The 21,975-nt window shown below is 63.2% G+C and carries 21 protein-coding genes; 13 read left to right on the plus strand and 8 right to left on the minus strand.

The window, feature by feature from the left end:
- The first annotated feature begins 457 nt into the window (after positions 1-457).
- A complete protein-coding gene (locus ATB98_RS14135; protein WP_066874649.1) occupies positions 458-799 on the plus strand; it encodes a DUF2147 domain-containing protein in 342 nt (113 codons plus the stop codon).
- Positions 800-936: 137 nt separating this feature from the next.
- Here the strand turns inward: ATB98_RS14135 and ATB98_RS14140 are convergent, their stop codons facing one another.
- Positions 937-1,638: a glutathione S-transferase family protein gene (locus tag ATB98_RS14140; protein WP_066875570.1), complete on the minus strand. Its 702-nt coding sequence runs from the start codon at positions 1,636-1,638 to the stop codon at positions 937-939.
- A gap of 178 nt (positions 1,639-1,816) precedes the next feature.
- Here ATB98_RS14140 and ATB98_RS14145 point away from each other — a divergent pair, with 178 nt between their 5' ends.
- From ATB98_RS14145 to ATB98_RS14155, 4 genes are all read left to right on the plus strand, one after another.
- Positions 1,817-1,990 carry a hypothetical protein gene (locus ATB98_RS14145; protein ID WP_003527318.1) on the plus strand — a complete coding sequence of 58 codons (174 nt, stop codon included), beginning with the start codon at positions 1,817-1,819 and terminating at the stop codon, positions 1,988-1,990.
- Positions 1,991-2,066: 76 nt separating this feature from the next.
- On the plus strand, positions 2,067-2,240 hold the full coding sequence (locus ATB98_RS28950; protein ID WP_153435780.1) for a hypothetical protein: 174 nt from the start codon (positions 2,067-2,069) through the stop codon (positions 2,238-2,240).
- A gap of 74 nt (positions 2,241-2,314) precedes the next feature.
- A complete protein-coding gene (locus ATB98_RS14150) occupies positions 2,315-2,635 on the plus strand; it encodes a YnfA family protein (RefSeq protein WP_066874652.1) in 321 nt (106 codons plus the stop codon).
- 72 nt (positions 2,636-2,707) lie between these two features.
- Positions 2,708-4,210, plus strand: a complete 1,503-nt coding sequence (locus tag ATB98_RS14155) for an AMP nucleosidase (RefSeq protein ID WP_066874654.1) — start codon at positions 2,708-2,710, stop codon at positions 4,208-4,210.
- 10 nt (positions 4,211-4,220) lie between these two features.
- On the opposite strand, the gene ATB98_RS14160 is transcribed toward ATB98_RS14155, so the two are convergent.
- Positions 4,221-5,177 carry a lysylphosphatidylglycerol synthase transmembrane domain-containing protein gene (locus ATB98_RS14160; RefSeq protein ID WP_066874655.1) on the minus strand — a complete coding sequence of 319 codons (957 nt, stop codon included), beginning with the start codon at positions 5,175-5,177 and terminating at the stop codon, positions 4,221-4,223.
- Positions 5,178-5,272: 95 nt separating this feature from the next.
- Here ATB98_RS14160 and ATB98_RS14165 point away from each other — a divergent pair, with 95 nt between their 5' ends.
- On the plus strand, positions 5,273-6,292 hold the full coding sequence (locus tag ATB98_RS14165) for a glycosyltransferase family 2 protein (protein WP_084435469.1): 1,020 nt from the start codon (positions 5,273-5,275) through the stop codon (positions 6,290-6,292).
- Entirely contained in the window at positions 6,285-7,772 is a 1,488-nt protein-coding gene (locus ATB98_RS14170) for an ArnT family glycosyltransferase (RefSeq protein ID WP_066874662.1), read from the plus strand. The genes ATB98_RS14165 and ATB98_RS14170 overlap by 8 nt, the downstream gene beginning before the upstream one ends.
- 8 nt (positions 7,773-7,780) lie before the next feature.
- Here the strand turns inward: ATB98_RS14170 and ATB98_RS14175 are convergent, their stop codons facing one another.
- Together ATB98_RS14175 and ATB98_RS14180 are read right to left on the minus strand one after the other, a co-directional pair.
- The gene (locus tag ATB98_RS14175; protein ID WP_066874665.1) at positions 7,781-8,683 is read right to left on the minus strand and encodes a diacylglycerol/lipid kinase family protein; all 903 of its coding nucleotides are present in this window, start codon (positions 8,681-8,683) and stop codon (positions 7,781-7,783) included.
- 78 nt (positions 8,684-8,761) lie between these two features.
- Positions 8,762-9,169, minus strand: a complete 408-nt coding sequence (locus ATB98_RS14180; protein ID WP_066874667.1) for a winged helix-turn-helix transcriptional regulator — start codon at positions 9,167-9,169, stop codon at positions 8,762-8,764.
- A gap of 102 nt (positions 9,170-9,271) precedes the next feature.
- Between ATB98_RS14180 and ATB98_RS14185 the strand changes: the two genes are divergently transcribed.
- Entirely contained in the window at positions 9,272-10,285 is a 1,014-nt protein-coding gene (locus ATB98_RS14185) for a zinc-binding alcohol dehydrogenase family protein (RefSeq protein ID WP_066874669.1), read from the plus strand.
- A 293-nt stretch (positions 10,286-10,578) separates the two neighbouring features.
- Here ATB98_RS14185 and ATB98_RS14190 read toward each other — a convergent pair whose 3' ends face one another.
- From ATB98_RS14190 to ATB98_RS14200, 3 genes are all read right to left on the minus strand, one after another.
- The gene (locus ATB98_RS14190) at positions 10,579-11,466 is read right to left on the minus strand and encodes an ABC transporter permease (RefSeq protein WP_066874672.1); all 888 of its coding nucleotides are present in this window, start codon (positions 11,464-11,466) and stop codon (positions 10,579-10,581) included.
- 175 nt (positions 11,467-11,641) lie between these two features.
- Entirely contained in the window at positions 11,642-12,640 is a 999-nt protein-coding gene (locus tag ATB98_RS14195) for an ABC transporter substrate-binding protein (RefSeq protein WP_066874674.1), read from the minus strand.
- A gap of 393 nt (positions 12,641-13,033) precedes the next feature.
- Positions 13,034-14,698: an electron transfer flavoprotein-ubiquinone oxidoreductase gene (locus tag ATB98_RS14200; RefSeq protein ID WP_066874676.1), complete on the minus strand. Its 1,665-nt coding sequence runs from the start codon at positions 14,696-14,698 to the stop codon at positions 13,034-13,036.
- 268 nt (positions 14,699-14,966) lie between these two features.
- Here ATB98_RS14200 and ATB98_RS14205 point away from each other — a divergent pair, with 268 nt between their 5' ends.
- The 4 genes from ATB98_RS14205 (at position 14,967) to ATB98_RS28960 (ending at position 17,728) form a co-directional block, all read left to right on the plus strand.
- Positions 14,967-16,268 (plus strand): Hsp70 family protein, encoded by a 1,302-nt coding sequence (locus ATB98_RS14205; RefSeq protein WP_066874678.1) that lies wholly within the window; start codon positions 14,967-14,969, stop codon positions 16,266-16,268.
- 52 nt (positions 16,269-16,320) lie between these two features.
- Positions 16,321-17,193, plus strand: coding sequence for a uracil-DNA glycosylase (locus ATB98_RS14210; RefSeq protein WP_066874680.1), 873 nt, complete (start codon positions 16,321-16,323; stop codon positions 17,191-17,193).
- Positions 17,194-17,334: 141 nt separating this feature from the next.
- Positions 17,335-17,505 carry a hypothetical protein gene (locus ATB98_RS28955; RefSeq protein ID WP_153435595.1) on the plus strand — a complete coding sequence of 57 codons (171 nt, stop codon included), beginning with the start codon at positions 17,335-17,337 and terminating at the stop codon, positions 17,503-17,505.
- Between the two features lie 67 nt (positions 17,506-17,572).
- Positions 17,573-17,728, plus strand: coding sequence for a hypothetical protein (locus ATB98_RS28960; protein WP_153435594.1), 156 nt, complete (start codon positions 17,573-17,575; stop codon positions 17,726-17,728).
- A gap of 18 nt (positions 17,729-17,746) precedes the next feature.
- Here the strand turns inward: ATB98_RS28960 and ATB98_RS14215 are convergent, their stop codons facing one another.
- Entirely contained in the window at positions 17,747-18,685 is a 939-nt protein-coding gene (locus tag ATB98_RS14215; protein WP_066874682.1) for a DMT family transporter, read from the minus strand.
- A 419-nt stretch (positions 18,686-19,104) separates the two neighbouring features.
- Between ATB98_RS14215 and pepN the strand changes: the two genes are divergently transcribed.
- A complete protein-coding gene (pepN, locus tag ATB98_RS14220) occupies positions 19,105-21,759 on the plus strand; it encodes an aminopeptidase N (RefSeq protein WP_066875572.1) in 2,655 nt (884 codons plus the stop codon).
- Positions 21,760-21,975 lie beyond the last annotated feature (216 nt).

Below are 21,975 nucleotides of genomic sequence, written 5' to 3' on the forward strand. Positions count from 1 at the left end.
TTTCCAGAGGCGCACCGTCTTCTGCGGCATCGCCCCCGGCTGTTCGGCGGGTTGTTTGTCTCCGCTCGTCTTATGGGTTCGAGTATGCCGGACGGCCTTCAACGGGCGCTTAAAATGCATGCTTAATTGGACGCAAACAAAGTTCAAACACTTGGTAAACTTGGGTTTTCGTTAAGCATCGAACCGCCTGAGACAGCGAGCATTCGCCTCAAGATTTACGAAAAATTCAGTTGCGGATATCAACCAAGCGCTAACCACAAGCACAGCCGCCCTTTCCCAGGCGCCGCGAAGCTCCGATCGAGAGCCCCCCCGGTTCATGCCGCAGGACCCCGTCTCGGAGATATTTACCTTTACGTACGCGTAATATAACGTGCGGCGCTCGGGCGCAGAGGAGACAGCCCGGGAGTTCAAGCCTGGGCCGAGATGCAGCCGGCCGTTTCTTTTCGGAGGATATCGAATGATTCGCACATTGCTCTTCACCACGGCGCTGGCCTTCGCCGCGACGGCCGCGGCGCAAGCGGCCGAACCGATCGTCGGCAACTGGAAGACGGCGAGCGGGGCGACGGCGGAGATTGCGCCCTGCGGCGGAGCATTCTGCGTCACGCTCAAGACCGGCAAGCACGCGGGCAAGCGCATCGGCAACCTGGCGGGGAGCGGCGGCAGCTATAGCGGCGAGATCACCGACCCGGAAAGCGACAAGACCTATAGCGGCTCCGGCTCCGTCGACGGCAATGCGTTGAAGATGAAGGGCTGCGTGCTGAAAATCCTTTGCAAATCGCAGACCTGGACGCGGCTATAGGGCAATTTGCAGTCAGGTGGAATCGCCTGACGTCGCACACAACAGATAAGGCGGTGGCGCGAACGCCTACGAGCGCGTTCCGCTCGTCGACGACAAGGGCGAGGCGCGACGAACAGGCCGCGCCCCGCCTATTCGTATCAGCGGGCACGCTGGCCGAACAGGATCTTCTTCGCTTCCTCGTCCTCGGCAAGGGCCTTCTGGCGGGCCCGCTCCTCCTTGCCCACCTCGATCGCCCTCTTGACCGCGGGCCGCGCAAGGATCGTCTCGAACCAGCGTTTCAGGTTCGGGAATTCGTTCAGGTCCTGTCCCTGATTTTCGTGCGGGATCACCCAGCCGACCGCGGCCATGTCGGCGATCGAATAGTCGCCGGCGAGGAACGGTCGATCGCCCAGCCGCTTGTTCATCACGCCGTAGAGGCGGTTCACTTCATTGGTGTAGCGGTCGATGCCGTAGGCGATCCTTTCCGGCGCATATTGGCGGAAGTGGTGGGCCTGCCCGGCCATCGGCCCGAGCCCGCCCACCTGCCAGAACAGCCACTGATCGACCTCGACGCGGCCGCGCTCGTCGGCGGGATAGAATTTCCCGTATTTGCGGCCGAGATATTGCAGGATCGCTCCCGACTCGAACACCGAAATCGGTTCGCCGCCGGGGCCGTCCGGGTCGATGATCGCCGGCATGCGGTTGTTCGGAGAAATCTTCAGGAAGTCCGGCGCGAACTGGTCTCCCCGGCCGATGTTGACGTATTTCACGACATAGGGAACGCCGAGCTCCTCCAGCATTATGGTGATTTTCCAGCCGTTCGGCGTCGGCCAGTAGTAAAGCTCGATCGGAGCAGTCATCAGCATTCTCCTGCTGTTACGGGAATAGTCACTTAGGAACGCCGACGGCCGGCGGCAAGGCCACCACCTTTCCGCGAAGATGAACGGCAGATGAACGGGCATCTCAGCAACAATTCAGTTTGGTTGTGCGAAAAGACGGTCAATCGATTTGAACGTGCTCCAGCCAACGGACAAAACCATGGATATTCTCGCCCGCCGCCTCACCATCATAAGCCTCTTGATGGTCGTCTTCGCGATGACGCTCGCCGCCGCGGTCGGCGCCGATACGGAGCGCCGCCGCCAGAACACCTACATCGGCTCGCTGACCGATTGCACCGCGCACACGGCGCAATATTGCCAGGCCAAGCTTTAGGTCTCTCGCTTGTGCATGTCGTGGCCGCGACGCGGATTCGCCATTACGGGCGACATGCATTGAAGGAATCACGGAAATGGCCGCTCTCCTTTCCTCTGCCATTCTTTCGCTCCGGCTCCTGATCCTCACGGCCCTGCTGATGGCGCCGATCGGAGCGGTCGCCTACACCAAGGCCAGCGGCCTCGGCATCGGCAAGCACGGTGCCGGCCTCGTACTCTTCGTCACGCTGCAGCGCCAGGCGATGAGCTGATCCGCGTCCTTCTCGTCATCCTCTTGCACACCGAATGAAATTCCGGTCCTTTCGCGTGAAAGGACCGGACAATCATGACGGCACTTGCCTTTTATCTCCTCGCCGCCCTTGCCGAAATCGCCGGATGCTTCGCCTTCTGGGCGTGGCTCAAGCTCGGCAAATCAGCATGGTGGCTCGCACCGGGCATGGGCTCGCTGGCGCTCTTCGCCTGGCTCCTGACGCTGATCGACACGGCTGCCGCCGGCCGCGCCTATGCCGCCTATGGCGGCGTCTATATCGGCGCATCGCTTGCGTGGCTGTGGCTCGTCGAAGAGGTGCGGCCGGATCGTTGGGACATGACGGGTGCGGCGGTGGCGCTCGCCGGCAGCGCGATTATCCTCGGTGGGCCCCGTTGACCTCAAAACCGACGATGTGAAAAGCGCCTATCTTGTCGTTTGCTTGTCAGGAGTCGCAGCCTATAATGCGACATGGACAAACGAATCTCTTCAAACTCCGTTCTTTCCACCGTCACTCCTGAACCTTTCGAGCCGCAGTTCTTCGAAGACCCGGCCAGCGCCGTCGATTGCCTCGAGGCACTTTACGAGCGCAATACGCGCTTCCTGCGCGAGGCCTTCGAGGGGCTCGGCAGAAGCGGCAAGCCGCTCACCCGCTTCCGTGCCTGCTATCCGCAGGTCGGCATCGAGACGAGCAGCTTCGGCCATGTCGATTCGCGGCTCTCCTTCGGCTACGTCAGCGCCCCCGGCGTCTATACGACGACGATTACGCATCCGCGGCTCTTCCGCCACTACCTGAAGGAACAGCTCGGCCTTCTGATGCGCAACCACGGCGTCGGCGTCACGGTGTCGGAATCCTCGACGCCGATCCCGCTCCATTTCGCGTTCGGAGAGGGCGCCCATGTGGAGGCATCGGCGGCCGAGAGCATCGACATTCCGCTGCGCGACCTGTTCGATGCGCCGGATCTCACGACCACCGACGACGAGATCGCCAACGGCTCCTACGAGCCGGGCCCGGGCGAACCGACGCCGCTCGCGCCGTTTACGGCCCAGCGGATCGACTACTCGCTCGCCCGCCTCAGCCATTATACGGCGACCAGTGCCGCACATTTCCAGAACTTCGTGCTCTTCACCAACTACCAGTTCTATGTCGACGAGTTCTGCGCCTGGGCGCGCCAGCAGATGGCGGAGGGCGGCAACGGCTATACGGCTTTCGTCGAACCCGGCAACATCGTCACCCCGGCGGGCGCCGACAAGCCCGACGCGGACTATGCGCTCGCCCGCATGCCGCAGATGCCGGCCTATCACCTGAAGAAGAAGGGGCACGGCGGCATCACCATGGTCAATATCGGCGTCGGCCCGTCCAACGCCAAGACGATCACCGACCACATTGCCGTTCTCCGGCCGCATGTATGGCTGATGCTCGGCCATTGCGCCGGGCTTCGCAACAGCCAGCGGCTCGGCGACTACGTGCTGGCGCACGCCTATATGCGCGAAGACCACGTGCTCGACGACGACCTGCCCGTCTGGATCCCCTTGCCCGCACTGGCTGAGGTTCAGGTGGCGCTGCAGGATGCGGTGGCGGAGGTGACGGGCTACAAGGGCTACGACCTCAAGCGGATCATGCGCACGGGGACGGTTGCGACCATCGACAACCGCAACTGGGAACTGCGCGACCAGCGCGGCCCGGTCAAGCGCCTGTCGCAGGCGCGCGCCATTGCGCTCGACATGGAATCGGCGACGATCGCCGCCAATGGCTTCCGCTTCCGCGTGCCCTATGGAACGCTGCTCTGCGTCTCCGACAAGCCGCTGCACGGCGAACTGAAGCTGCCGGGCATGGCGACGGCCTTCTACCGCACACAGGTGAGCCAGCATCTGAAGATCGGCATCCTGGCGCTGCAGAAGCTCGCGGCAATGCCGCCGGAGAAGCTGCACTCGCGCAAGCTCAGAAGCTTCTACGAGACCTCGTTCCAGTAGCGCCGGACGCTCACGTCTTCGGTTTCAGCGCCAGGGACAGCAGCGTGCCGGCGACGGCCGAGACGATCACCAGGAGATGAGCGTTGACGCTCGCGCGGCCGAGCGTCTCGAGCGTCACCTGGTCCGTCGCAGCGCCGAGGGACACGGCCCCCGCGACGATCGCCGCCGCATAGGTGCCGACCCCGGCCGGCGCGTGCACCGGCAGGACCGAAGAGAGCTCGCCGCCGAGCGCGCCGCCGAACGCGGCGGCCAGCGGCGCCACGCCCATGATGGCGAGCACCCAGGCCAGCACCACCACCTTGACCGCCCAGTTCACGAGCGTCATCGTCCAGGCGCGCATAAAGGCAGGAAGGTCGTCCGGCAAGCCCGCCTCGACTTCGTCAAGCATGGTCGCGAACCTTGCCGGCGCCAGGCCTCGGGCCACCGTGAGTGCCCGCCCCTTCATGAGAAAGAAGGCAAACGGTGACAGGAAAGCGACCAGCCAGAGAAGCCAGTCGACCGCCCGGTGGCCGCGGTCGACCACCAATCCTATCGCTGCGACCGTGAGCAGGGCATGAAGATCCAGAAGCCGCATCACCAGGAGCGCCGACGTGCCGCGCACCAGGGGAATGCCGAATTCGGTGCGCATGAGCAATGGAAAGCTCGTCTCGCCGGCTCTGAAGGGCAGCATGATGTTGAGCAGGTTATGGACTTGCGTCACCCGGAAAAGCGAGAGGAAGCGGCCCCTGGTCTGATCCGGAAAATAGTCGCGGATGCGGTGGCAGCGGATGAAATAGGTCGCGACGAGCAGGCCGAGCGCCGGCAGGATCGACGAAAGCCCGAGCTCGGCCCACTGGCTGACGAGGGTCGCCCAGCCCCAGACCCACTCGACGAAAATCGCATAAGCCGCTATTGCCGCCACGGAAACCAGTGCCATGCGGTTGCGCTTGAGCCACGACTGCCGGCTGAACTGCAAGTTCGAATTCATGAGACACGGATTTCCTGTAGCCATCCCTGCAATTCGGCGTTGGTTATCACCGTTAACTGTGCAAGAAAACCTGCGAGCACACCGGAGACCGCCCCTTGAATCACATTGAAGAACCCGTGAAGGCCATGACCGAGGCGGTGGAGGCGATCGCGCTGTCCGTCGTCGTGCCGGTGTTCAACGAGGAGGAAAGCGTCGGCCCGCTGGTGACGCGCATCCAGGAGGCGATGGCGGCCTTCTCCAAGCCCTGGGAGCTGATCCTCATCGATGACGGCAGCACCGACCAGACCTTGCCGAACGCCCGCAGGGAGCTTTCGCGGCCCGACCTCAGACTGAAGATCATCGAGCTCCAGAAGAATTTCGGCCAGACCGCGGCAATGCAGGCAGGCATCGACGCTGCTGCCGGCCGGCTGATCGCGACGCTCGACGGCGACCTGCAGAACGATCCGGCCGACATTCCCCGGATGGTCGAGGCAATCGAGGAGCGCGGACTCGACCTCCTTGTCGGATGGCGGAAGAACCGCCGCGACGGCCTCATACTGCGGAAAATCCCGTCCTGGTGCGCCAATTTCCTGATCGGCAAGATCACCGGCGTGAAGCTTCACGACTACGGCTGCAGCCTGAAGATCTATCGCAGCTCGATCATCAAACAGGTCAAGCTGATGGGGGAAATGCATCGCTTCATCCCGGCCTGGGTCGCCGGCGTCGTGCCGAGCAGCCGGATCGGCGAAATGCCGGTCACCCATCATGCCCGCCACTTCGGCACCTCCAAATACGGCATCTCGCGCACCTTCCGGGTGATACTCGATCTCCTCGCGGTGCTGTTCTTCATGCGCTACAAGGCGCGCCCGGGGCACTTCTTCGGCTCCATCGGGCTTGCCGCCGGGGGCTTGAGCGGCCTCATCCTGTTCTATCTCGCGATCGACAAGTTCATTTTCGGCAACGATATCGGCACGCGCCCGATGCTGCTCGTCGGCGTGATGCTGTTCCTGTCCTCGATCCAGCTCATCACCACCGGCATTCTTTCGGAAATGATGGCGCGCGCCTATTTCAACGACGACGAGACCACGAGCTATATCGTGCGCCAGGTCTTCGAGCAGGAGCGGCCGAATGCTTGAGACGATCGATCGGCGGCCCGGTGCGGTCGCCCTGGCGGTCGCCGGCTATTTCCTGCTGTGCATCACGCTGCGCCTTGCCGTCTCGAATTCGCTCGAGATCGACGAGGCCGAACAGGCTTTTCTGTCGCAGTTCCTATTGCTCGGATACGGGCCGCAGCCGCCCTTCTATAACTGGCTGCAATACGGGCTCGCGCAGGCGATCGGCACGTCGCTCGCGACGATGACGATCCTCAAGAACGGCCTCCTTTTTCTCTGCTGCCTCTTCTACGGCCTGGCCGCGCGGCACGTTCTCGAGGATCGGCGCCTCTCGGCGACCGCCATGCTCGGCGTCCTGACGCTGCCGCCGGTTTTCCTGCTGGCGCAGCGCGACCTCTCGCACACGGTCGCCGCGCTTTTTGCCGTCTCGCTTTTTCTTTACGGCTTCCTGAAGACGCTCACGCGACCGAGCCTCTTTTCCTACCTCGTGACCGGGGTGGCCGTCGGCATCGGCTTGATCGCAAAGTACAACTTCGTGCTCCTGCCGCTCGCCGCGATCCTCGCCGTCCTGCCGGAGGCCAAGCTCAGGGCGCGCATCCTCGATTGGCGCATCCTGGCCGCCATCGCGGTCGCCTGCCTGATAACGCTGCCGCACGGCTTCTGGATACTGCAAAATCTCGATTTCGCATCGAGCGGCACCCTGAACGAGATGCGGGAACGCGAAGCGGAAGGGCCCCTGCTCCAGGCCCTGCACGGTGTCTATTCGCTCGGCTCAGCGATCGTCGGCGGCAGCCTTGTCCCGCTTCTTTTCTTCGGTATCGCCTTTCGCGGCAACATCCGCGCGATCTGGCAGGTCGAAAGCCAGTGGAGCCGGATCATCGGGCGCATGATCGCCCTATGCCTCGCCGCCGTGCTCGTGATCGTGCTCGGGTTAGCGGCGACCCATGTGCGCGAGAAGTGGCTGGTCCTCTTTCTCGTCCTGATTCCGCTCTATCTCAGCGTCAAGATCGAGGCGGCGGATATCGACCCCACGGCCGGCTTCAGGCGATTTGCCCTCATGGTCGGCTTCGTGGTCGTGACCGCCCTCGTCGTCGTTTCCGCGCGGGCGATCGTGCGCCCGTGGTTCGGAGCCTATTCGCGACTGAACATCCCCTATGCCGCGCTGGTCGATGCGGTGACGGAGGCGGAAGGCGGGCGGCCCGCGCTCGTCCTCACCAATGACAAGCAAATAGCCGGAAACATCCGCACGCTCATCGCCGAAGCGGCCGTTGCGATGCCGAGGCTGTCGAATCCGCTCCCCATCGACCTGTCGAAACGGCCGCTTCTGGCAGTCTGGCACGACGATGCGAACCCGGCACCGCCAATGCCCGACCTTCTCAAGGACGCGCTCAAGGCATCGGGCGTGCCGGAGGCGGCGATCACGCCGCGCAACCTTGCCCTGCCCTATCTCTACGGCTCCGGTTCGGATCGCTACGCCTTCAGTTACGTCTGGGTCTCGAAGTAGAGCGGGCGCTACTCCGAACCGACCAGCAGCTTCAATTCGCCGGGGTGGATACGAAGCGCAACGTCGCGCCGCGCCAGCGGCAGCAGCTCGCCGTCGATAACGCAGTTGATCTTGCGATCCACCTTCGGGAAATGCAGGTCGACGGCGAGCGCGCTCGTTTCGGTGATGAGGCGACTGCCGCGGAATTTGCCGCGCAGGATGTCGAAGGCGAGCTTCACGACGCCCGCCGGACGCAAGGGCGGCGCCGTGTAGAAACCCAGGTGCCCGCTCGTCAGGTCGTCCGCATACATGAGCGTGTCGTGGCCGAAGGGGTTGTTGGAGACGGAGATCGCGGACACATGCCGTCGCTCGCGATGCCCGTCCGCATCGAACTCGATTTCGAAATCCGGCGGGTTGAAGACGACGCCCACGGCGGCACGCACACTGGCGCCGATCTTGCCGAGGCGCGATGCGAACCGGTAGGACTCGCGATAGCGCACCATCCGCGCGTGAAGCCCCATCGAAAACTGATGCACGAACGCCCGGCCGTCGGCACTGCCGATATCGGCATCAATGATCCTGCCCCTGGCAAGAACCTCGGGCGCCTTCCAGATGTCGAGCGGCAGCTTCAGCGAGCGCGCGAAGAGGTTCATCGTTCCGGCAGGGATGACCCCGAGCGGCATGCCGTTTCTCCAGGCGACGGCCGCGGCGGCGGAAATCGTGCCGTCACCGCCGCCGGCGACGATCGCATCGAGATCGCCCCGCCGGCAGGCCGTCTCCAGGGCATGCTGCATCTCGCTCGCCCCAACGGCGGCGATCTCGATCTCATGTCCGGCCGTACGGAAGGCCTCCTCGACCTGCCTGCCATAGGCCTCCATGTCGGTCGTTCGGAAAGTCCCCCCATCTCGATTGAAGATGGCTTTAACTTTCAATGATTGTTTTCTCCGGTCATCCGAGGGCGTCTCGACCTCTCAGATAAGCGCGGCGACGGGGGTTTCCAGAGGAAGCGATCAGGCGGGCTCAAATTTAGATCGCGAAACCGGCGGGGATTCGAGCGGCTTCAGCACCATGCGCTCGCCGTCGCAGAGGACATTCTCATCGCCCCAGGCCTTCAGGGCCATGATCACGGGCCTCAGGCTCTCTCCCCTCCGCGTCAAGGCGTAGTCGACGCGCGGCGGGACGACCGCGAAGACCGTCCGAGACAGGAGCTCCGCCTCCTCCAGTTCGCGCAATTGCTTGGTCAGCATCCGCTGCGTCACGCTCGGCACGCGCCGACGCAGTTCGTTGAAGCGCAACGTGCCCTCGAGCATCAGATGATAGAGGATGACGCCCTTCCATTTGCCGTCGATGAAGCTCAGCGTCGACTCCACGGGGCAACCCGGGAATTTGTTTGTCAGTTTCGCGCGCGGTCGGGACATGGACGGTATCCTTTTCGACACTATAGGCCAAATTTGTGCATTCTTGTGCTCCATGAGCATAGACGCCATGTAGCTCCTGTACAATTTGCAAAGGAGTATTTCATGCGTGCCATCGCCTACGAGACACCACAACCCATCGCCAACGAGACCGCGCTGATCGATGTCGACCTGCCGGTACCGACGCCGGGGCAACACGACCTGCTGGTGGAAGTCCGTGCGGTTTCCGTCAACCCCGTCGACGTGAAGGTGCGCGCCGGCGTTCAGCCGGAGCCGGATCAACTGAAGGTTCTCGGTTGGGATGCCGCCGGCGTCGTCAAGGCGGTCGGCCCGCAGGTCACGCTCTTCCAACCCGGCGACGAAGTGTTCTACGCCGGCGCGATCGACCGGCCCGGCACCAATGCGGAGTTCCACCTCGTCGATGAGCGGATCGTCGGACGGAAACCGAAGTCGCTCGATTTCGCCGCCGCGGCCGCATTGCCGCTGACCGCGATCACCGCCTGGGAAACGCTCTTCGACCGGCTGAGGGTCAATGATCCCGTGCCGGGCGCGGCAAACGCGGTGCTGATCATCGGCGGCGCGGGCGGCGTCGGATCGATTGCGATCCAATTGCTCCGCGCTCTCACCAATCTCACCGTCATCGCCACCGCTTCACGCCCCGAGACACGCGAATGGGTATTGAAGCTCGGTGCGCATCACGTCCTCGACCACAGCCGGCCGCTCGCCGCGGAGATCGAGCAACTTGCGCTCGGGGCACCGGCCTTCGTTTTCTCGACGACCAACACTGACAAGCACGTCGGCGAAATCGTCGAGCTGATCGCGCCGCAGGGGCGCTTCGCCCTAATCGACGACCTGCCCGCGCTCGATGTCATGCCGTTCAAGCGCAAGTCGGTCTCGACGCACTGGGAAATGATGTTTGCCCGCCCGCTCTTCAAAACACCGGACATGATCGAGCAGCACAACCTTTTGAACAGGGTTGCGGAGCTGGTCGACAACGGCAAGATCCGCACGACGCTCACGGAAACGCTCGGGCCGATAAATGCTGCAACGCTCAGGAAGGCGCACCAGATGATCGAAACCGGGCGCACGCGCGGTAAACTGGTGCTCGCCGGTTTTTGATAGGATCGTCTGAGGTCCCGCGGTTTTCCCGTGAGCAAGGCCCTCCCCACACGCGGGAGGGGCTACCTGCCTCGCTGTCTCCGCCTCCATATCGACGTTGGCGCCAGACCCAAAGCTTGGAAAATGGCAGCGATCACCGCGGGCGCCTACTGCATGTTTCCTTGGATCGTAGCCAATTCGAGCATAAAAACACGCAGCAATTCAAAGTATTACGGCGACCTTTGTGCGTCTGATGAGACGCACGGTGCCGTAGCCCCTCCCACCCGTGGGGAGGGGCCAAATCTGGTTCACCACTAACCGTGCACGATCTCGCGATGCCGCTGCAGGCGGCGGCCATAGGCCTGGCTGACGCGATCGAAGATGATGGCGATGCCGACGATGGCTAGGCCGTTGAAAATGCCGAGCGTGAAGTACTGGTTGGCAATCGCCTTCAGCACCGGCTGGCCGAGGCCCTGGACGCCGATCATCGAGGCGATGACGACCATGGCGAGCGCCATCATGATGGTCTGGTTGATGCCGGCCATGATGGTGGGCAGCGCCAGCGGCATCTGCACGTTCTTCAGCTTCTGCCAGTTGGACGAGCCGAAAGCGTCGGCGGCCTCCAACACGTCCTTGTCGACCAGCCGGATGCCGAGATTGGTGAGGCGGATCATCGGCGGGATCGCATAGATGACGACCGCGATCAGGCCGGGGACCTTGCCGATACCGAGCAGCATCACCACCGGAATGAGGTAGACGAAGCTCGGCATCGTCTGCATCACGTCGAGTACCGGGTTGACGATATTCTGCACCCGATCCGAGCGCGACATGATGATGCCGAGCGGAATGCCGATCGCGATCGACAGGACCGTACAGACGAAGATCATCGAGATCGTCTTCATCGTGTCGTCCCACATGTCGAAGTAGCCGATGACGAGCAGCGTGCCGACGGCGCCAGCGACAACCTTCCAGTTGCGGCTGGCGAGCCACGCGATCAGGGCGATCAGGATCAGGATGATCGGCCAGGGCGTGCGCGTCATGAAGCGCTCGGCCTGGATCAGAAAGAACTGCAGCGGATCAAAGAAGGATTCGATGCCGTCGCCATAGCTGCGCGTGAATGTGCGAAAACCTTCGTCGATCACCTTCTTCAATTCTCGAAGCCGATCGCCATCCATGCTCGGAAATTTGGTTAGCCATTCCATGTCGTGATTCCCCTTCGCACTTCCTCGGGCGGCCTATGATTCTTCTTGCTTCGCCGCCGGTCTTCAAACGGGATGCGCCATCATATTCCCAAACCGACAGGCGGCGAGTGAAATCGTGCGCGTCCGTAAACGAAACGGCGCGCTTTCACGCGCGCCGTTCGTCCTGATCAGCCGATCAGAGGGCAGCCTTGACCTTCTCGGCAACTTCCGGAGAGACCCACTTGCTCCAGATGTCCTGGTTCTCTTCGAGGAAGTGCTTGGCACCTTCCTCGCCGCTCGCCTGGTTGTCGGTCATCCAGGCCATCAGCTTGTTGACGACGTCGTTCGGCCAGGCGCGGACCTTGAGGTAGTCCATGGCCGGGCCGGCGCGGTCGGCGAAGGCCTTGGTGACCAGCGTCTGGACCTTGTCCTTCGGCCAGTCGTTCTTCTTCGGATCCGGGCAATCGGCAACCGTGTTGCAGCGCTTCCACTCGGCCGGGTCCGCCGCTACGCCATGGTCGAGCTTGACCATTTCGTATTTGCCGAGGAGTGCCGTCGGAGCCCAGTAGTAGCCGACCCAGCCCTGCTTGCGCTCATAGGCCTTGGCGATCGAACCGTCGAGGCCGGCCGCGGAGCCCGTATCGACCAGCGTGAAGCCGGCAGCCTCGGCGCCATAGGCCTTGTAGAGCTGCGTGGTCACGACCGTGCCGCCCCAACCCTGGGGACCGTTGTGGATCGCACCCTTGCTCGGATCCTCCGGATCGGGGAAGAGTTCCTTGTGCTTCAAAACGTCGTCGATCGTCTTGATGTCCGGATGCTCATCGGCGATGTACTTCGGCATCCACCAGCCCTGCACGCCGCCGTCGGAGAGCGCCACGGCCGCACCGACGAGCTTTCCTTCCTGGAGGCCGCGGTTGACGACGTCCGGCAGCAGATCGACCCAGCCTTCCGGCGCGACGTCCGGTTCGCCCTTCTCGATCATCGAGGTGATGGTCGGAACCGTGTCGCCGACGACCAGTTCGGCATTGCAGCCATAGCCTTCCGTGAGGATGAACTTGTCCACGTTCGCCAGGACTTCGGCGCTCTGCCAGTTCATATTGGCGATCGTCACGTCGCCGCATTCCGCCGCGGATGCCGCGCTGCCCAGTCCGAGAAGACCGGCGGCCAGGCATGTCGTTGCAAGGAATTTTTTCATATTTGGTTCCCTCTGTTTGGCGGTGTACTCATCGCGGGCTGCCAGCCACACCGCGGTTGCCGGCAGCGAATGGAACAAGATCGGTTCAGCCCTAGGGCTCGAACGCAATTGCTTGCACGGCTCAGGATACCCTCCTCGGATCAGTGCCGTTCACAATTGCTATCTTGACTTTCCGGCAAACACTTTCCCATTTGCGTCAGCAAGTGATCTTGGTGCTTTTTTCTGGAACTCTGCAAGTTTTTTATAGGCTTAAGCCGGCCTTGCCGACCATTTTCTTGACTGCCGACTGCGGAAGCGACGGCCGTACCGACATGCGGGCGACAGCAAAAAGGCCGGCGATCATTCGCCGGCCTTCAATTGCTTCAACGAACTCGGTCCGCTGCCTCCCGAGCGTTACATGTTCGGATAGACCGGCCCCTCACCCCCTTGTGGCGGCACCCAGTTGATGTTCTGGTTCGGGTCCTTGATGTCGCAGGTCTTGCAGTGCACGCAGTTCTGGGCGTTGATGACGAAGGTCGGCTTGCCGTCCTTCTCCACCCATTCGTAGACCCCGGCCGGACAGTAGCGGGTAGAGGGACCGGCATAGACGTCGTGCTCCGAGCGCTTCTGCAACTCCATGTCCTTCACCTGCAGGTGGATCGGCTGGTCCTCCTCGTGGTTGGTGTTCGACAGGAACACCGAGGAGAGCCGGTCGAAGGTCAGGACACCGTCCGGCTTCGGATAGTCGATCTTCTGGTGTTGCGCCGCCGGTTCGAGGCTCTGCGCATCGGTCTTGCCGTGCTTCAGCGTGCCGAAGAAGGAGAAGCCGAAGAGCGTGTTCGTCCACATGTCGAGGCCGCCGAGCGCGACGCCGATCGCCGTGCCGAAGCGCGACCATAGCGGCTTGACGTTTCTCACCTTCTTCAGGTCCTGGCCGATGGCGCTCTCGCGCCAGCCATGTTCGATCTCGATCGGCTCGTCATTGGCGCGGCCGGCGGCGATCGCTTGCGCAAGCTTCTCGGCGGCGAGAATCCCCGACAGCACCGCATTATGGCTGCCCTTGATACGCGGCACGTTGACGAAGCCGGCCGAGCAGCCGATCAGCGCGCCGCCGGGGAAGGAGAGCTTCGGCACCGACTGCCAGCCACCCTCGGTGATGGCGCGAGCACCATAGGAAAGCCTTTTTCCCCCCTCGAAGGTGCCGCGGATCGCCGGATGGGTCTTGAAGCGCTGGAACTCCTCGAAGGGATAGAGCCAGGGGTTCTTGTAGTTCAGGTGCACGACGAAGCCGACGGCGACGAGGTTGTCCTCAAGATGATAGAGGAAGGAGCCGCCGCCGGTCTTCATGTCGAGCGGCCAGCCGAAGGAATGCTGGACGAGGCCGGGTTTATGTTTCTCCGGCTTCACCTCCCAGAGCTCCTTGAGCCCGATGCCGAATTTCGGCACGTCGCGGCCCTCGTCGAGCTTGTATTTGGCGATCAGCTGTTTCGCCAGCGAACCGCGCACGCCCTCGCCGATCAGCGTGTACTTGCCAAGGAGCGCCATGCCGCGGGCATAGTTCGGGCCCGGCTCGCCGGAGCGTTCGATGCCCATGTCGCCGGTGGCGACGCCGATCACCGCGCCCTCATCGTTGTAGAGCACCTCGGTCGCGGCAAAGCCCGGATAGATCTCGACGCCCAAGGCTTCGGCATGGGTCGCGAGCCAGCGACAGACATTGCCGAGCGAGACCACGTAGTTGCCGTGATTGTTCATCAAGGGCGGCATCAGGAAGTTCGGCAGGCGGATCGAGCCGGCCGGGCCGAGGAAGAGGAACTGGTCGTCGGTGACTTCGGTCTTGAACGGATGATCCGGCTCGTCGCGCCAACCGGGCAACAGCCGGTCGATGCCGATCGGATCGACGACGGCGCCGGAGAGGATATGGGCGCCGACTTCCGCACCCTTCTCGAGCACGACGACCGAAAGCTCCGGATTGACCTGCTTCAGCCGGATCGCTGCGGCCAAGCCCGCCGGACCGGCGCCGACGATCACCACGTCGAATTCCATGCTTTCGCGTTCGGGCAGTTCTTGTCGCTCGGTCATTTCCGTGTTCTCCAGTCTGGCCGGTCTTCCGCCGGCTCCCTTCCCAGCCAATCGTCCCGTCATGGCAAATGCAACAAGTGTTGTCGAGCCGGGATGCGACAGACTGTCTCTGCATTTGCGCATGAGTTCATGAGTTTACGACGTCCCCATATCTTACTTGTACGTAAACGTAAATGTCTTTGCGGCCAACCTGCCCGGAAAGCCGGCTTGCATTTGCCGCGCCCGCATGCGAGGAGGCCCGCCCCAATCGAACGGAACGGACTAAACCATGGCATCGGCGCTCGGCCTCGACTTCGGCACGACCAACTCCGTACTGGCGCTCGCCGAAGGCGCATCGACCCGCTCCATCATCGTCGAAAGCCCTGCCGGCAAATCCGATACGACAAGGACCGCCCTTTCCTTCCTGAAGGATTCGGGCCTGAAGGGGTCGGGCACCCCCTTGAAGGTCGAAGCCGGACAGGCCGCGATCCGCGACTTCATCGACAATCCCGGCGAATGCCGCTTCCTGCAGTCGATCAAAACCTTTGCCGCAAGCGCGCTCTTCCAGGGCACGCTGGTCTTCGCGAAACGCTATGAGTTCGAGGATCTGATGCACCGCTTCCTCGCACGACTGCGAGACTATGCCGGCGGCAACTGGGACGGCAGCCTCCGCCGCGTCGTCGTCGGGCGCCCGGTGCAATTCGCCGGCGCCAACCCCGACGAGAAACTGGCGCTCGAACGCTACAATCGCGCGCTCGAGCGTTTCGGCTTCCCGGAAATCCATTACGTCTACGAACCGGTTGCGGCGGCCTTCTATTTCGCCCGCGGCTTGACGCGCGACGCGACGGTGCTCGTCGCGGATTTCGGCGGCGGCACGACCGACTATTCGATCATCCGCTTCGAAAGCCGGGGCGGGCAAGTGACGGCGACGCCGATCGGACATTCCGGCGTCGGCATCGCCGGCGATCACTTCGACTTCCGCATCATCGACAACATCGTCTCGCCGCTCATCGGAAAGGGGAGTCTCTTCAAGAGCTTCGACAAGCTGCTTGAGGTGCCGTCGAGCTACTATGCCAATTTCGGCCGCTGGAATCAGCTTTCGATCTTCAAGACATTGAAAGACTTCGCTGAATTGAAGAAGCTCGTCCGCGCGAGCCTCGAGCCGGAAAAGCTCGAAGCCTTCGTGGAACTCATCGAGCATGACGAGGGCTACCCGCTCTATCAGGCGGTTTCGGCCACGAAGATGCAACTCTCCGAAAGGGAGGAGACCGAGTTCGCCTTCGCGCCGCTCGGCGAGCGCGCGCGCCGAACCGTGCGACGGGCCGATTTCGAGGCTTGGATCGCGCCGGACCTCGCACGCATCGAAGACGCGCTCGACGACGTGCTTCAAAAGACGCAGACATCTTCCCAGTCGATCGACAGGGTATTTCTGACCGGCGGCACCTCTTTCGTGCCTGCCGTTCGGCGGCTGTTCGAGAACCGCTTTGGCCGCGAACGGATCGAAAGCGGTGGCGAGCTCCTGTCGATCGCCCACGGGCTGGCGCTCATCGGCGAGCGGGAGGATATCGCCACCTGGACGGCGGCCGCGTAATTTATCCGCGACCGCTGCTGGACCGCCCCCGCCGATCTGCTAAATTCACGCCATGATCTCGGCCAACGACCTCTCCCGACCGGAACTCGCCGCCCTGCTCGCCTTTCACGCGGAGGCGGGCGTCGAATGGCTGCTCGAGGACGAGCCCGTCGACCGGCTGGCGGAATTCGAGGCGCTGAAGGCCCGGCGCGCCGACAGTCGCGCCCCGCCGCCAATGCGGCAGCCGAGCCCTTCGGAGGCGAATGCCGCAACGCGACAGGCCGCCCGGACGCGCGACGTTCCGTCGTCGCTGCCGGCCGCGGTACCGGCCGTCGCAATTCCCGACGAGCAGGCCGTCAAGGAGGCGCAATTCGTCGCCGATGCCGCACGCTCGCTTGCGGAATTGCGCGGCGCCATGGAAGGCTTTGCCGGCTGCAATCTCAAGAACAGCGCCCGCAACCTCGTCTTCGCCGAGGGTGATGCCGCCTCGGGCATCATGGTCATCGGTCCCATGCCTTTCGCGGATGACGACCGCGACGGGCGCCCCTTTGCCGGAAAGCACGGCGAAATGCTCGAGCGCATGCTGTCCGGGATCGGGTTGTCGAGGGCGGAGGTGCTGGTCACCAACGTCGTCCCCTGGCGGCCGCCGGGAAACCGGGTGCCGAGCGCCCGGGAAGCGGATATCTGCCGCCCGTTCATCGAAAGGCAGATCGCGCTGGCGGAGCCGCGACAGTTGCTGCTCCTCGGCAATTTCACCGCTCGCTTCTTCTTCGGCGCCAGCGAGACGATCCATCAGTTGCGTGGGCAATGGCGCGAGCTTTCGCTCGGCGGCCATAAGGTCGCGACACTCGCCACACTGCACCCGCAGGACCTCATCGCGGCACCGGTGAACAAGCGTTTCGCATGGGCGGATCTGCTCGCCTTCAAGGCCCGCATCGCCGGCTGACCGGGCGCTGCCCGATTCATGAACGAACGATGAAGACAGCCATGCGAATTGCGCATGTCAGCGCGGCGTTTCAATGCATTGCAAAATTGATGCTGCATCGCAATATGAGGCAACGGGAGGAATGGATTAAGGAACTGAACCATGACTGCCCGTTATCGTCCGATTCACAGCAGCTTTGAAACGCTCCGCCACGTGGCGCTCAGGACGCCGTTCAACCACTTCGGCACGGCAGCCAACGAGCAGATGACCGCGACCGGCCTCGCCCGGACCACGCGCCCCACGCAGATTTACGCCGAGTTCATCCAACGCTGATGCTCCGAGCGGAGCCGCGCGCCGGCTCCGCTGCCGCATGTCCCTTGACCGCAGGAAGGCTGAGATCATGTCCAGGCCGCTCGACACCATTCGTGGCCTCATCGAGACGATCTCCGACATCGGCACCGCCGTCCGCGCGTCGCGGGAATATAGCCGCCTGAGCACGATCGACGACGCCCGGCGAGCCCATCGCGGCGCCGTCAGCCCGCTGCTGCCGAATTAATCCTGCTTTTCCGTCTTATCAGCCCTGCGGCGTCACGTGCTTGCGGGCACCCTTCCGCTCCAGCCCCAATTGGTGCTCGCGGTAGATGATGAAAATGCCGGCGCCGACGACGATCGCGGTACCGGCGAGCATCGTCCCGGTCGGCACGTCGCCGAAGAGCACGTAGCCGATGATCATGCCGAGCACGATCGAGGTGTATTCGAAGGGAGCGATCGTCGACATGTCCGCGTGACGATAGCTCTCGGTCAGGAGGATCTGGGCGATGCCGCCGCAGAAGCCGGCGAGCATCAGCAGAAAGAAGGCCTGCCAGGACATCGCGACCCAGCCGAACGGCACCGTCGCGAGTGAATACACCGAGGCGGAAAGCGAGAAATAGAGGACGATCGTGTGCGTGCGTTCCTTCTGCACGAGCTTGCGCACGAGTACCATCGCTATCGCCCCAAGCGTCGCCGAAAGCAGCACGGCGACGGCGCCGAGCGCCTCGCCGGAGCCGAAACCGCCCTCTTCGAACAATGTCAGCCGCGGCCAGGTGATGATGAGTACGCCGACCATCCCGATGACCACGGCGGACCAGCGATAGAGCCGGACGATCTCGCCCAGGAAAATCGCCGCGAAAGCGACCGCGAGCAGCGGCATCGCGTAGCCGATCGCGATCGCCTCCGGCAGCGGCAGATGGACGAGACCGTAGAAGCCGCAGCTCATCGAGAGAATGCCGACGAAGCCGCGCGCGAGATGCCCGCTGACGTTCCGGGTCCTGAAGGCGTCCCGCAGTTGGCCTCGGCAGGCGAGGAATACGAGAATCGGCACCATGGCGAAGGCGGAGCGATAGAAGGTGATCTGACCGGTGGCGATGCCGTTGCCGGCCGCCTTGATGCAGGTCGACATGCACACGAAGACGACGACGGAGAGCACCTTGAGCACAATCCCCTTCATCGGGCTCTCGACGTCCGCATCCATTAAACTAGCTTTTCAATATGCCTTCGGCGAACCGACAGGAGGAGGAATCAGTCTGGCAGGAACTCGGCGCGATGCCGCGATAGACAGGCGCCACCTTAGCCGCGCCCACGCGGAATGTTGGATCAAATTTGTTGATGGACGCGGCTTTTTCGTGATGGTTTGCCCCCCACGGCGGCACGCGTCCGTTAGCCCGATACGCGGCTTGATTAGCAACTTGCGAAAAATCGCCGCCGATTTAGGTCTTGTTAGTGCTGTTTCCATTAGTCTGCGCCGCCAAGGGAGCGGGAGGATCGACGCCTTTTGCTGCCGGGGGCGCGGTCGCCGGCAGTACAATGGTGTAAAAATCTCGGCTTTTGGCTTTTCACCATCACAGGCGCCCTCTACATGTCGAAGGGCAAGAGGCGCAAGCGGGAATGACCATGCGGACAAATACAGGCCAAATCGTTCATTTGGAAGACTACCGGCCGACCGATTTCGTTCTCGAGAGGGTGGACCTGACCTTCGAGCTCGACCCGAGGGAAACGAAAGTCGAGGCGCGGCTGATCTTCCACCGGCGCGAAGGCGTCAGTCCCTCGGCACCGCTCGTTCTCGACGGCGACGAGCTCACCATGACCGGCCTGCTGCTCGACCAGGTGGATATCCCGGCCGCGCTCTATGAGGCGACCGACGAAGCGCTCATCATTCGCGGCCTGCCGGAAACCGCCCCCTTCGAGATCACCATTACGACGGTGCTGTCTCCCGAAACCAACACCAAGCTGATGGGGCTCTACCGGACCAGCAACGTCTATTGCACCCAGTGCGAGGCCGAGGGCTTCCGCCGCATCACCTATTTCCCCGACCGCCCCGACGTGCTCGCGGTCTACACGGTCAACATCATCGCCGACAAGGCAGCGGCACCGCTGCTGCTTTCCAACGGCAATTATCTCGGCGGGGCCGACATGGGCGATGGCCGCCATTTCGCCTCCTGGTTCGATCCGCATCCGAAGCCGAGCTATCTCTTCGCGCTGGTCGCCGGCGACCTCGGGGTCGTCGAGGACAGGTTCACCACCGCTTCCGGCCGCGAGGTCGCGCTGAAGATCTATGTCGAGCACGGCAAGGAACCGCGCGCCGCCTACGCCATGGACGCGCTGAAACGCGCGATGAAATGGGACGAGGAGGTCTTCGGCCGGGAGTACGACCTCGACATCTTCATGATCGTCGCCGTCTCCGACTTCAACATGGGCGCCATGGAGAACAAGGGGCTCAACGTCTTCAACGACAAATACGTGCTCGCCGATCCCGAAACGGCGACCGATACGGACTACGCCAATATCGAGGCGATCATCGCCCACGAATATTTCCACAACTGGACCGGCAATCGCATCACCTGCCGGGACTGGTTCCAGCTCTGCCTCAAGGAAGGCCTGACAGTTTACCGCGACCATGAATTTTCCGCGGACATGCGCTCGCGCACGGTCAAGCGCATTGCCGAGGTGCGGCATCTGAAATCCGAGCAGTTCCCGGAGGATGCTGGGCCGCTGGCCCATCCGGTACGCCCGACGAAATACCGCGAGATCAACAACTTCTACACGACGACCGTTTACGAGAAGGGCTCGGAGGTGACGCGGATGATCGCGACGATCCTCGGGCGCGACCTCTTCAAGAAGGGCATGGATCTCTATTTCGAGCGCCACGACGGCCAGGCGGTGACGATCGAGGACTTCGTTGCCTGCTTCGAAGCCGCGAGCGGGCGCGACCTCGCGCAATTCTCGCTCTGGTACCACCAGGCCGGGACGCCGCTGGTGACCGCTTCCGGGTCCTACGACGCGGGCAAGCAGACCTATACGCTCTCGCTGGAGCAGAGCGTGCCGCCGACGCCGGAACAGAGCGCCAAGGCGCCGATGCACATCCCGCTCCGCCTCGGGCTGCTGCTCGAAGATGGCACCGAGGCGACGCCGACGGCCGTTTCCGGCGCCGACATCACCGGCGACGTGCTGCACCTGACCGAGCGCAAGCAGACGGTCGTCTTCTCCGGCATTCCGTCGCGGCCGGTTCCATCGTTCAACCGCGGCTTTTCCGCACCGATCAACCTGCATTTCGAACAAGGCGCCAGGGACCGCGCCCTGATCGCGCGCCACGAGACCGATCTCTTTGCGCGCTGGCAGGCGCTGAACACGATGGCGCTCGACAACCTGGTCAAGGCGGCGGCGGAAGCGCGGAGAGGGCAGCCGCTCACCTGTGACGATGCCCTCATCGATGGGCTTCTCGCCGCGGCGGCCGAGGACCGGCTGGAGCCGGCTTTCCGCTCACAGGTGCTCTCCCTGCCGAGCGAAGCCGACATTGCCCGGGAAATCGGTTCCAACAACGACCCGGACGCCATCCAGGCGGGCCGCCAGGCGGTTCTTGCCGCAATCGCCGCCGCCGGCAGCAACACATTCGCCCAATTGGTCGACAGGATGTCCCTCTCCGGCCCCTTCCGGCCGGACGCGGAGAGTGCCGGCCGGCGGGCGCTGCGCAATGCGGCGCTTTCCTATGTCGTCTATGCCGACGATCGGCCGGAGAAGGCGACGAACGCCTTCCGCGCGGCCAACAACATGACCGATCTCAGTCACGCGCTGACGCTGCTGGCGCATCGCTTTCCGGACGCCGACGAGACCGTGGATGCGCTGGCATCGTTCAAGAAGCGCTTCGCGGACAATGCGCTCGTCATCGACAAATGGTTCGCCATCCAGGCGACGATCCCGGGCGCCGCGACCCTCGACCGCGTCAGGGCGCTGATGTCGGATCCGCTCTTCAACGCCAACAATCCCAACCGCGTCCGCTCGCTCGTCGGCACCTTCGCCTTCGCCAACGCCACGGGCTTCAACCGCGCCGACGGTGAAGGCTACCGCTTCCTCGCCCATCAGATTCTCGATATCGACGCCCGCAACCCGCAGCTTGCGGCACGCATCCTGACCTCGATGCGCTCCTGGCGGTCGCTGGAAAAGGTGCGGTCCGGTCATGCCCGCAGCGCGCTCGAGGGGATCGCGGGCGCTGCCAACCTGTCGGCCGACGTCAGCGACATCGTCGAGCGGATGCTGAAGGACGAGGATTGACCGCCGCGCCATGCGGCGCGGCCCTCCACTTCACGCCTTCCGGCCGGTGCGCAAACCGCCGGGCTATGATTTTCCAACGATGAGAATTGGTTAATAAATCTTTACCTCTGCCTCTGGACAAGGCGAATCGCCCTGTGATTCATTGAGTCAGATTCGGGCGGGCGGTGCGCCGAATCACCGAAACGTCCCCCTTCCCGGGCAAACCGCGGAAAATGG

Source organism: Sinorhizobium saheli, from assembly GCF_001651875.1.
Taxonomy (GTDB): Bacteria; Pseudomonadota; Alphaproteobacteria; order Rhizobiales; family Rhizobiaceae; genus Sinorhizobium; species Sinorhizobium saheli.